Source organism: Paraburkholderia tagetis (assembly GCF_022213065.1).
GTDB classification, from domain to species: Bacteria; Pseudomonadota; Gammaproteobacteria; order Burkholderiales; family Burkholderiaceae; genus Paraburkholderia; species Paraburkholderia tagetis.
Genome location: NZ_JAKLJA010000031.1, coordinates 34,902 through 46,723, shown reverse-complemented (window position 1 = coordinate 46,723; position 11,822 = coordinate 34,902). Strand labels below are relative to the sequence as shown.

Annotated in this window: 9 protein-coding genes and 4 pseudogenes; 2 read left to right on the top strand and 11 right to left on the bottom strand. The window is 54.7% G+C overall.

What is annotated here, in order from left to right:
• Positions 1–104 precede the first annotated feature (104 nt).
• From L5014_RS27745 to L5014_RS27710, 8 genes and pseudogenes are all read right to left on the bottom strand, one after another.
• Positions 105–542 (bottom strand): Csu type fimbrial protein, encoded by a 438-nt coding sequence (locus tag L5014_RS27745; protein ID WP_238467036.1) that lies wholly within the window; start codon positions 540–542, stop codon positions 105–107.
• 23 nt (positions 543–565) lie between these two features.
• The gene (locus L5014_RS27740; protein ID WP_238466998.1) at positions 566–2,824 is read right to left on the bottom strand and encodes a fimbria/pilus outer membrane usher protein; all 2,259 of its coding nucleotides are present in this window, start codon (positions 2,822–2,824) and stop codon (positions 566–568) included.
• A gap of 31 nt (positions 2,825–2,855) precedes the next feature.
• Positions 2,856–3,581 (bottom strand): fimbrial biogenesis chaperone, encoded by a 726-nt coding sequence (locus tag L5014_RS27735; RefSeq protein ID WP_238466997.1) that lies wholly within the window; start codon positions 3,579–3,581, stop codon positions 2,856–2,858.
• 16 nt (positions 3,582–3,597) lie between these two features.
• Positions 3,598–4,110 (bottom strand): Csu type fimbrial protein, encoded by a 513-nt coding sequence (locus L5014_RS27730; protein ID WP_238466996.1) that lies wholly within the window; start codon positions 4,108–4,110, stop codon positions 3,598–3,600.
• 602 nt (positions 4,111–4,712) lie between these two features.
• Entirely contained in the window at positions 4,713–5,267 is a 555-nt protein-coding gene (locus L5014_RS27725) for a 3'-5' exonuclease (protein WP_238466995.1), read from the bottom strand.
• 118 nt (positions 5,268–5,385) lie between these two features.
• Positions 5,386–5,604, bottom strand: a complete 219-nt coding sequence (locus L5014_RS27720; protein ID WP_238467042.1) for a hypothetical protein — start codon at positions 5,602–5,604, stop codon at positions 5,386–5,388.
• A 28-nt stretch (positions 5,605–5,632) separates the two neighbouring features.
• A pseudogene (locus L5014_RS27715) lies at positions 5,633–5,944 on the bottom strand (IS110 family transposase); the annotation flags it as partial.
• 261 nt (positions 5,945–6,205) lie between these two features.
• Positions 6,206–6,475, bottom strand: a pseudogene (locus L5014_RS27710) (IS110 family RNA-guided transposase); the annotation flags it as partial.
• Between the two features lie 585 nt (positions 6,476–7,060).
• Between L5014_RS27710 and L5014_RS27705 the strand changes: the two are divergent.
• Positions 7,061–7,610 (top strand): annotated as a pseudogene (locus tag L5014_RS27705) (transposase); the annotation flags it as partial.
• 101 nt (positions 7,611–7,711) lie between these two features.
• Here L5014_RS27705 and L5014_RS27700 read toward each other — a convergent pair.
• Genes L5014_RS27700 through L5014_RS27690 form a run of 3 tightly spaced genes read right to left on the bottom strand, consistent with a single transcriptional unit; the run spans position 7,712 to position 10,867 of the window.
• Positions 7,712–8,710: a tyrosine-type recombinase/integrase gene (locus L5014_RS27700; RefSeq protein ID WP_238466992.1), complete on the bottom strand. Its 999-nt coding sequence runs from the start codon at positions 8,708–8,710 to the stop codon at positions 7,712–7,714.
• On the bottom strand, positions 8,703–9,647 hold the full coding sequence (locus L5014_RS27695; RefSeq protein ID WP_238466991.1) for a tyrosine-type recombinase/integrase: 945 nt from the start codon (positions 9,645–9,647) through the stop codon (positions 8,703–8,705). Before L5014_RS27695 ends, L5014_RS27700 begins: the two co-directional genes overlap by 8 nt.
• A complete protein-coding gene (locus L5014_RS27690; RefSeq protein WP_238466990.1) occupies positions 9,644–10,867 on the bottom strand; it encodes a tyrosine-type recombinase/integrase in 1,224 nt (407 codons plus the stop codon). Before L5014_RS27690 ends, L5014_RS27695 begins: the two co-directional genes overlap by 4 nt.
• Before the next feature lie 153 nt (positions 10,868–11,020).
• Between L5014_RS27690 and L5014_RS27685 the strand changes: the two are divergent.
• A pseudogene (locus L5014_RS27685) lies at positions 11,021–11,383 on the top strand (integrase core domain-containing protein); the annotation flags it as partial.
• Positions 11,384–11,822 lie beyond the last annotated feature (439 nt).

The following is an 11,822-nucleotide window of genomic DNA, read 5'->3' as shown; positions in this document are numbered from 1 at the left end:
ACCTATTCCGGTCTGACGCGAATGAACGAGCCTTCCATGGCACAATGAAGCTAAGTTCGCCCTTAATCCCGGTGAGGCCGTCGTGGTCTAAGTAACACATCAAACTAATACGCAATCGTCACGGTCAATATATCGCTATAAGATCCAACCCACGCTGTTTGTTGACCGGAAAAAATACGTCCATATACAGTGTATGATTCAGTCGCTCCAGTGGACGTCGCAATCATGCTTCCGGAAATTGCATTAGTGCCTGAGCTAATTCCATCACCCCAGACCATCTTTCGACTACTATCAGTAAAAATGTTGTAATTGAGCGTGTGACTCCCCGACACTTGTTGCCTAGTTGAATATGAGCCAGCCCCTGCTGAAGCAGCGATAGTGTAGGACACACTTGTCGAGCCAATACAAGTAACGCCGACCGAACCAGTACTGTCAGAGTTCTGGCTGGCGAGTGGGTTGCAATTTCCAAACGCCACTCCGCTCGCCGTCACTGAACAAGTTGGATCGGCGTCGGCATTTACACAAGTACATACCGCCAACATTAACGTAACAAGTTTAAGCAGTTTCATTTTTGCGCAACGCAAACAAAAGGACCAACGGTCGGGAGGACGATTTGCGAGGCAGGGGCAAGCGCCTTTGCAGTGCATCGCATAGCACCCCAAGTTGCCGTGACAGTGGCGGGCAGTACAATATCAGGCATAAACACTTCACCATTTAGTGCGATTTGCTCGCTTGCTTGATCACCAACGCGAACTACCGCACCTGCGGGTAACGGTTGATGGCGTTCGTCAACCAAAATAATAGTTGCACCGCTCACCTTCTTTGCCTCAAACTTCAGCAAGTACCCGCCTTTTTTCGGCGGGGTAACTGTACGTTCCGCAAGATCAAGAGTAACGTCCAATGGGATTTCGGAGTCGTCAAGGTGAATGCTGTTGTTTTCGTATGCCACTAGGTTAGGAAGCAGTGCAATGCCGCTCCCATCAGTGTGACCAATCACCCGATTATTCGAGTACACATCAACGGTTTGCTTAAGCGGGACTTCGACCATTGCGAAACTGCTATCAATCCACCGTGTCGGACGTACAATACCGCCGAGCACAGCAATTCCACCCGTAGCGTCAACCTGCTCGTTTACCTGACCAGCGATGTGATTGGCATCAAGTTCGAATTGCCCGAACTTACTCAGGTAGGTTACACCAACGTCTTGAGAGTCGTCGTTTAGAGCAGTGGTGCGAGCACGATAACCCCAACCACCCTCAAGATCCGGAGTCTTGGAAACTTCAAAATTTGCTACCGTATTGTGTGGAGCGAAGTCAATCTGACCCGTCGCAACTGATTGATGGCCGAACGGAATAACCCACAGAGCACCGGCTGTTGTCGTGCGTATGCTCGATAACCCCTTGCTAACGCTAAACGACACACTGCCATAGTGCCGCAGATCAAACGTGAGGCCCGCTGCTACCGTTTTGATGTTCGGCAAATCACGATTTGCATCGTTCAAATAGCTAAGGGACAAGGAGACGCGGGACCATGGAGACAGGCTTCCTTGCGCTATAAACTCGTGCGATGCCGGCCGGTTACCGTTGCCGTAACCAAGCTGCCAGTAATTCTTGGTTGCGACTGTGTCGCTAGCAGAAACACTAAAATACCGTGACTGATGGGATAATTGCACTTGGGCCAACCCACCAGAACCATATTCTGAGGTGCTTCCGGCCACGCTGGTAGTCAAAATTACGGAATTTAATAAGGGAAAGGTTGAGCCAACGCCAAGATCTTGACCTCGAACAGCGACTTCTGCATGAGTTTCAACTGTTGCATATTTGAAGCCTTCACGATACGTTCCAGAAGCAAAAGCTTGTGCGTAACGGCTGTTTGCAAGACCGTAATTTTCACGCAGCAATCCGGCCTCAACCGACTCGGCATGAGTTCCCTCGCGCAGCATAAGTGCGCTGTTAATAAAAGGCTGGGAAATTACCTGCTGACGCCCCAATGCGTCTTGCACAACCATTTGCACATTGCCTTGCCCTGTGAAAACCGGCACATTACTAAGCGCAAAAGGACCGGTGTTTACATTGGTTGAAGAACGCAGAACGCTGTCAACGTAAATATTTACGGTTGATGGCGCTTGCGCAACACCCGAAAGCGTCGGCAACGGTGTTGAAATAATATCTGGACGGATAGAAAAATTGGTATTGTATTGTATCCCGCCGAAATAAACCTGGTTTGACCAGTTACTTGACACTGTGCTTGAATCGCCTAACGTCAAAGTTGCAACCGAATCGGGAAAATCCTTGACGTATTTGGTGTCGAGCCGGTAAAGAGAGTTTATTACGGAAGTTTGTCGATATATCTCGCGGATTTCAAATTCTCCGCCGGAGATGCCGAACACATTTGCGTCAAGCAACGCACCAAAATTATAGTTATTGGAGGCTTTACTGTACGTCATGTCATAGTTCAAGTAACCACCGATGGCTGGTTCTTGTACATTGCGACGTTGCTGTCCGCCGATACTGTAGGTAGTCGCGTTAAACGCCGGACCGCTAGCAACGATATGCAGCGTTTGAGTTGCGTCGTCAAAGGTAACCTGTGTATTTGGCAGGTTATCAATGCGGTAATATTCATTCCCATCAACGGTAAAAATCTCCGCGTTGACGATATTCAAACGCACTTTTGGTAGCAAATTCTCAGAGAGAAAAATCTTCCCGTCGTTTGTCCTGAGTACGCTCGCAAAATCTGCAACCTCCTCGCCGTTAATCGTAACAGCGATAACTTCTGGCGTATTGATTGGCCTATTCGTTTGTGCATGCAGACTCGACATCATCATCGCTGAAATCAGTAGACCGCATGCAACCTCGTTACTGAACCTCTTTGCTGAGTACCTCGTCACTTTGCCCAGTCTGAGTATTTAGTTTCAATGTAATTCGATCAAGACTATGATTAATCATTAAAGGCCACTCTTTCCGTTGTTCGGGCATAACATACGCCAGATTGCTGCTCCTAAATACAGGCGTTCCGCTGCCATCAACAATAACGAAGCCATTTATTTTTATATGAACATTTCCGCCATTTTCGGCCACGAGTACATATCGGTTGTCTTTCTTGACAAAATGCCATGTGACACGTTCATTTTTCTGCATCGGATTTATAAACACTGGAATGCTGACTCGTAGCGCTGTACGGATACCAAGGTTTTCTACAACCGATGTTTCGTCCGGTATTTCATCTACAATCAAACGATAGCTTTGCTCCTTGGCTGTTTGCGTGACTGAGCGCAAACCAAACCGCAGGAACTGCTGCTGACCTGGTTTGATGGTGAACACTGGCGGATTAAGAATTATCTCGTCGGTGTCGACTTGCGTTTCGTCGTACCCATCGGTGCCCCATTTCACTGCATGTACTTGCAAACGAAGATCGTTTTCGCCATTGTTTGTCAAACGCAAAATCGACGTTGGCTTATTCGGAGTGAGATCGAATGTGACAGGGCTAGCGATGAAAGAACTCGCCACCGCTTCTTGCATTGGGTGGGCGCAGGCCAGCAGAAGTGCCGTGGCCTGCGCCGCCCACGTAATTTTACGTAGCACGGCGCAAACCCTTTTTTTAGAAGGTTATGGTGGCCGTCACAGTGTCGCTATACGTATCGGCATGGAAGTTCTGTCCCGCCGGAATTTGCGTGTACACCGTTGCAGTGTGAGCCGCGCCGTCTTCGATAGCGCTAACGGTGTCGGCTGCACCGTACCCCCAAACAGTTTGATAGTTAGTATCCGAATACAGGTTGTAAGCGAGAAGATCGTGGAATTCGGCACCAGTAAGATGTCGAGCTGGGGCATCGCTTGTGCCGGTGTCGTTGTTGCCGCCAGAAAGAGAAATAAGTGCACCCGTACCCCCGTTTGTGCACGTATACGTGACGGATGCGGTCGCATCCTTCACTGCGGTAGTTGTATTTGCAACGACCGGGTCGTAATTGTTTGTGAAGCCCTGCGCGCTGATACTGCAGACTGTGGGGATGGTTGTCGTATTGGTCATGGTGGCCGTTGCACTTCCTGCCATTGCGCTTGCCGAACCAACCAGAGCCGCCGCAAACACGAGGGTCTTGAGTTTGAATGCCTTCATGCTTCACTCCTTACTAAGTTATAAAACGAATGTTCAGTCATTCTGAGAACTGTTCAATGCTGCAAAGAAAAAACATACGAAGTGACTGTGGGAAACGGATTTAGCATTTAGCGATTACAGCAAGGCTGCCATCGGGAGAAGTGGCAAGTCACAAAAATAAAATACGTACACCCTTAGCACTTAACACCTCGTAAGGCTAACCGCTAGACAACCAGAAAACTTGAAACACGAACTACACGCCCCGCACTTTTCCCACTTTTACGGCGACGCCCCATGTCTGCTTTTCGGCAGGTATATCCGGCGTTGCTGTCGCTCCGTGCATCGCGTGAGATTGGCGCCACCCAAAAAAAAGCGCCGCTTAGACGGCGCCAAAGACTTCCGATCGTCGGGGGGCGACGAACCGGAAGTTCCGAGGGGCGGAGCAACCAAGTTCCTTCACGACGTTAGCGGATGTGGTGCTCGACTATTCAGGCGCCGGCTACCAAACGCATCAATAAGAGGGTTCGGCGCCACCCATCCTCCTGCGCGTGGCCATGGCGGCTGTAGCACATCGACCCGCAGTTCGTCTCTGCAAGCAGGCACCTATACGGCTGCACCGTGTATCACGCGCCCACGCAGTTATCAGTTTGAACGTTGAGAGCACAAAAAAACAGATTCACAACCGCGCAGAAAAACTGCATCAGATAAGCTTGCCAAGCGCACCAACAGATTTCAGGACTGGCGTCGGACCGGCTATGATGTCGATCGCGCGGCGCAGAGCCAGCGCCCAAACGGCCGGAAGCCGAGGAATGAACTGGAGAAGCTATGCAACTGTCCGGGCGAACGTGCAGCCCCAGGCGCTTCAGCTCGGCGTTCGTGAACGGCGCGTCGAACCCGCCGTTGTGGATGACGGTCAGGTCCGACCAGTTTAGCTCCTGCACCAGCCGGGGTGCCACCGCGTCGAACTTCGCACAGCCCACCAGATCGTCGTAGGCGATCCCGTGAACCGCCTGCGACTTCGCGTCAATCGAGCGCTCCGGGTCGATGCGCTGCACCCACTTGTCCACGAGCTTCCGCGTATCGAAGTCGTAGTGCAGGATCGCCGCTTCGATCATTCGATGACCGTCCTTCTTGGACAGCCCTGTTGTCTCTATATCAAAACCGGAGACCAGTCTCACTTGAACACCTTCGCCACGAAAACTGCCACCGCGCCGATTGCGATTGCGCCAACAATTGCCCCGACGCCGAAAACCGTGCCAAATTGGCTGAATGTGCAAACCATCATGTCCGTCATCCTCAGTCGCAGTTGCCGCCGTCCGATTCCACGTCCATCGCGTCGCCCACGATGGTCATGACCGCTTCCTCATTCGGCAGGCTGAAGGGCGTGCCACCCTCCGCGAAACGACGCGCCGCAGCTTCGAGACCGCCGCGCATGTCGAGCGTCGCGGGCGCTGCCAGCGAGACGATCGGGTCGTAGAACGGACGCAGAATCTCTGCCGCCACTTCCGCACCCATCGTGCTTTCGATGTGCGCCTTCGTCCGGGCCAGGGCCGCTTACTGCTGCGCATATTGCGGCCGCGTCATTCGCATCGTTTTTGCCTCCAACAAGAAATGGCTTTACATATTGCGTCGGTAGCAGGCGGACCGTATGGCCAAGGACGGTCAGCTCACGAGCCCAGAAATGCGATCCATGGCAGGCTTCGATGCCAACCAGACTAGGTTCGAGCTTCGCGAAGAACTTCAAAGCGTCACTTCGGCAAAGCTTTCGCTGAATGGCCACCTTCCCGTGGCGATCAACGCCGTGAATCTGAAAGACATTTTTCGCGATATCCAGACCGATGGTAAGAGCAGGCATTGACGTTCTCCCGGGATTTGAGTGCCAAGTGTCGCCCCGGAGGGGGCGGGAGTCCATGCCATCAGCCTTAATGCAGCCGATCCTTCCGCTGCGGGCCACTATGGAATCCGCTGATCTTCGCCTCATTTGTCTCACGAGCTTGTAGCTCTTGGAGCCATTCAGGTTTCGCAGATCACGGTCCGCCCTGTCTTGCCATCACTCTCGATTCCCATCGCAACCTTCAAGGCGCCACTCTTACAGAACTAGTCTCGTCGAGGTGGTCAACCAGCGGTGCAGCCAGAAGCCGTCGCGGCCGGCCTCGTAACAGCTGTAGACGGGAGCATCCGCGCTGAGGTGGCAGCGCGCCTTGGCGTTCGCGATGGCGGTGAGGACCGCTGTGGTATCGCCTGCGGCGATCGTACAGCGGCTGGGTGCACGCTGGCCATCACCCAGTGAGAGCTTCCAGCTCTTCTCGTCCAGTTCAAAGGCCATGTACATCCGGCCACCTACTGTCGTACTCTGCCCGCGGAGGGGTGTGTCAGGCGCGTTCATTTGCGTGCTCCTTTAGAGAAACGATTCTGGAAACCCCGTTTTACTCCAGCGGGCTTACTTCCACAGCCTTCCCGCATAGCATCTGAGTCAATGCGCCGGCCAACATAATTGTCGCCCCCCATTCATCTCTTTCGCGATTGCGCAAGAAGTGGCAAGCATGGCGAACCGGTCGGACCGGCGCTTGCAGATCCTGATATATCCGACGGCTGCTTCATCCGTCTGCGGGTTGACTGCAAGTTGGTCTCGCCGACCTACGTCTGGGCGTTCATGAACTCGGCCTACATGAAGCGGGTGCTCCTCGCGACCGCACGTGGTGCCATCGGGCAAACGCAAAGAGAAAGCGCTGGCTGAAGCTGCGGCGCTGTTGGTGCTGCAAAAAAAGCACCGTGCGCTGTTCGGGGGCGAGGCCGAATGACGGTCCCTGAAGAGCGCAAGGCATTGATCGGCCTGATCAGCGAGGCGACCCTGGCCGGGGCTCGCCAGGCGCGTGCGTGCAACATTCTGGGGCTCAGTGCCCGAACGGTTCAGCGCTGGCAGCGCGGCGAACCTGATGCGGTGGACCGGCGCTCGTTACGGCACCATGAGCCGCGTCACAAGCTCTCTGCCGATGAACGCGCCGAGCTTCTGGCGATCGCGAACTCGCCCGAATTCGGTCATCTACCGCCAAGCCAGATCGTGCCTCGACTGGCAGACGCAGCAACGCTATATCGCCTCGGAATCGACGTTCTACCGGGTCCTGAAGGCCGAGAAGCAACTCGCCCATCGGCGCAGCGAACGGCCGGCACAGGCACGCAGCAAACCCCGTTCAGTTTGCGCCGATGCACCGAACCAGTTGTATAGCTGGGACATCACGTACCTGCCGACCATGGTTCGTGGGCAGTATTTCTACTTGTATCTGTTTCTGGATGTGTTTAGCCGCAAGATTGTCGGCTGGCAGGTCTATGCCGAGGAAAGCAGCATGCTGGCCAGCGAAGTCCTCAGGGATCTCTGCGCGCGCGAAGCGATACAGCCCGCCCAGGTGATTCTGCATTCGGACAACGGCGGCCCGATGAAAGGCGCGACGATGCTCGCCACTCTTCAGGCGCTGGGCGTCATGCCGTCGTTGAGCCGCCCGGGCGTGAGCAACGACAACCCTTAATATGTTGCGAAAAAGAATATGTGCCCGACGAGCGGAAAGCCAGGGACGCATGGCAGCCCTGGCTCGTATCCGCACATAAGAATGTGCTTGGATTGCCGTTATAGCCCACGGAGAAACATCATTAACGATGGCAACGAGCGTTGGTGCGATGGTGAGACCGGAAGTCCCGAAACGTCCACACTGGCCAGCGCTTTGGCCTTCATTTCCATGTCGACCTCGGCGTAAATGTTGGTCGTATCGAGCGATACGTGGCCTAGCCATGCCCGGATCGTGTTGATGTCAACGCCAGCGCGTAGCAGATGAACCGCCGAGGTGTGTCTAATATTGTGCGGGCTGATTCGTCTGGTCGCCATGGATGGGACTGTTTCGCTGGCCGTGGCGGCGTATTTTGTGACGAGACGATGGATGCCGAAACGCGTCAGGGGCTTGTTCGCACGACCAAGAAAGACGACCTGATCGGCACCTCGGCCGGCCACCAAATTCCTCAGCAGCGGTATCATCATTGGCCAAAGAGGACACATCCGAACCTTGTTGCCTTTGCCAAGAATTCGCACTGCGGGAGGATCGCCGAGATGAAGATCGCCAATGGTCAGACGTGCAACCTCGTCGGCTCGGGCGCCGCTGTTGTAGAGAAACAGGAGTAAGACATAGTCACGCAGTCCGATCGCTGTATCACGGTCTGGCTGCCTCAACAATGCGTCCATCTCGACCTTCTCAAGGTAACCGATCATGGTCTTGTCCGCTTTTTTGAATGGAACCAGTCGCACCTCCGTGCACCACGACAGGTGCACCGGCGAGCGCATCCCGATGAAGCGGGCCAAAGAATGGATAGTGCCAAGACGCTGATTGCGGGTGACCCGGGTGCACTGTCGATCTCGTTCCAGGTGATCAAGGAACTGACGCACGACCTCGGGGGAAAGATCCTCGACAGTCATCCGGTCGATCGCGATGCCAGTACGTTTGCTCGCGAATGGCAGCAACAACGTTAGCGTGTCGCGGTAGCTGATCTGCGTGTTTCGAGCCAGATTGCGTTCGCCCACCAGGTACTCCAGAAGGAAGCGACGGATCCATGGTCCCAACAGGTTTTTATCATTCATGGCTACCTCCACAATTTGCGTACCGGGCAAAGCGCTGACTGGCTTCCTGAAGTAACTCTGGTGTCGTCTGCAAATAGCGCTGGGTCGAACTGATCTCAACGTGCCCAAGGTGGGTAGCTAGCAGTGGCAACAGGCGTTGGACATCCTGGCCGGACCGATACCACGACAGAACCCGGTGAACCGCTGCGGTGTGCCTCAAGTCGTGCAATCGCGGCGGCCGCAGTTCACCCGGCGGACATTCTATGCATGCAGTGCGGCGCACGCGCTGGAACAGAGTAATGACGCGCTGATATGTCCAAGCAGCTCCAGTGCGCGACGTAAAAAATGATGAATCTTCGCCTGATGGCATGGGAAGCATGCGGCGCCGATCAGCATGCCCGGTCAATTCCAGCGCAAGCTTTGGGCCGATCGAGACCAGTCGAGTCTTGTAGAATTTGGCGTTACGCACTGTGATGACTCTCTGCACAAGATCAACGTCGCGCATCGTCAATCCAAGCGCCTCACTGATGCGCATGCCGCTGCCATATAGCAGCAAGATCAAGGTCCGAAACATTGGTGCTTGCTGCCGGCTGTAGATACTGTCCAGTCCGGATGTGGCGTCGAGTAGTCGATGAAGCTCTTCAGTCGAATAGATGTAAGGTGTTTGCTGCGGCGGAAACCTGGGCAAACCTTGCGGCAGTGGAGACTTCCTTACATGGCCTCTACTGATTGCGAATCGATACAGGCCGGACAGCAACCTGTACTTGACACGCCAAGTTGAGGTAGGCGGCCCCGAGCCTCGCAAGAAGAGTAGGACCTGCTGTGCCTGAACTTCGCCGATTTGAATATCCCCCATTTGACGCCCAAATTGACGCAATGTCCGTTTAGCCGTTTCGGAACGCAAGCCCATCGACTGTTGCAATTCGATGTAGGCATTGATCACACTGATTAGCTTCATTGCAGATCTCCCAGATCGAAATCACCCACTTCTTGGAGAGCCGCCAGATCAACCTTCGCGTATACGCGTGTGGCCGATGTGCAGCGGTGGCCCAGATGGTCTCCGATCTCTTTGAGGCGCAACCCTTCGGCAATAAGGCGCGTCGCACAGGCGTGCCGCAATGCGTGCGGACCACGATGGGCAACCTCGATACCAAGGGCTAGAAACCTTGCACTGACGATGGTATAGATGCCTGCGCGCGTAAGTGGGTGCTGTGGCGAGTTCAGACCAATGAACACTTCCGGATGAGATGTTGATGGGCGGATGATGTCGATGTAGCGAGCCAACGCTTCCGCAACCGATGGCAACAGCGGATACACCTGGGGTTGCCGCCGCTTGAGACGAAACATCCGAATGAGATGCTGTTGCCAGTCCACCTGATCAAGCCGCAACGATGCGACTTCAGTGGCACGCATGCCATAGATGGATAGCAGCATCAGGATCGCGCGATCGCGGACATCACGAGGATCGTCGGTCAAGGTGTCGGCCAATATCCTTTGCACATCAGCCCAATCGGGTGCGAACGGAAGCGATTCTTGCTTGTAGATCCGCGGACCACGTATCGCCTCAGCTAGTCGAGGATTGCACCATCCCTGCGACGCGGCGTAGCGCAGAAATATCTTCAGCACTCCGGCCATGGTGGCGACCGTCACCCGGTTCCAGCGGTGGTTACTCTCATCGATAAAGTAGTCGTCGATGTCACTCGGCTGAAGAAGGCGCAACTTCCGTCCGGTTGTGCTGCACCATTTAAGAAAATTCCTCACGCGATATCGCCAACTGACGATGGTTGAATCGCTGAAGCCTCGCTCGTCGAGCATCCACCTGCAATACTGATCCAGTACCCACTGATATTCAAACGCCACGATGGGTTCCTTCCACCAGCCGAGAAACTTAAGCCATGGACGGGTGATGTCAATGAACCTTCGTTCGGTCGTGGGCGAATTCCGTACAGCAGTTCGCCGAGCAGCAATCGTCTTTAGCTTCTCCATGTCAATGCCGTGTGACGCATCTGCGCCGAGCAGCAGGGCAGCCCGTAGCAACTCATTGCTCTTTATACGAAGCGATCCGTACGTGGCACCGGAATCGAAACAGTGCTGTAGATAGCGCTCTCGTTCAGCCGCAAACGGCGCATCCTGATGGCGATGCAGGCCGGATGCGGACGACAGTAATCTCTGAAACATGATGAACCTCCGTACGACGGATGGTTCACCAGAACACTCTCGAATATATGTGGTGTCAAGAGTGTCGGATTTCGGCTCTTATATGCTCAGAAACCTTCGGTCGACAACATATATTCTGGGGCAACATACTAAGGGATATGTGATTTGGCTCATAGCCCATACTCCGAGTCGTTGTTCAAGACCCTGAAGTACCGACCGGCTTACCCGCTCAAGGCATTCGCTACCCTGTTTGCCGCGCGCACGTGGGTGGGCGCACTGGTGCGTTGGTACAACGAGGAGCATCGTCACAGCGCGATTCGGTTCGTGACGCCGGCGCAGCGTCATGCCAACCTCGATCAGGACATTCTGGCTCGACGCGCGGCGCTCTACGAGAATGCCAGGCAATGCAATCCACTTCGATGGAAAGGCCGTACGCGCAACTGGCAACGCGTCGATGCTGTGCACCTGAACCCGGATCGAATCGATAACCGGGGCGACGACCCACAACACCGAAATCAAGACAGAGAGGCTGCCTGAAATCTAATCGTTGAGGCGACGACTACCTTGAAAATTCCGCTAAAGGAGGCATGCTCATCGGCTGCCCCCGTAATCCGACGTTCATCTGCACAGGCACCACAATCACCGCTGGTTGACGCGCGGCAGCCGCACGAGGCTTGACCCGCGAGCGTTGCCTATGCCGAGCCGCCGGCGCAGGGCGTCGGACAGGTCGCGGCCAACTGCGCCCACCCGACGAAGTCTTCGCAGGGGTATCTAGGCTCCCGCTCAAGGCAAACAGCGGGCCTTAAAGTGAGCAAAGGTCGATCAGCGACGCTGTTGACGAGATTTTGAGACAGCTGAGCTAGCAGGCTTCACCCAGCCGGCGCGGTATGCGTTCTCGGTGGCATCCGACAACACAGCCATTTCGGCATACTCGGTCAGCATAGGCGTTGTAGGCTGCGCCGGGCTCAGTGCCGGG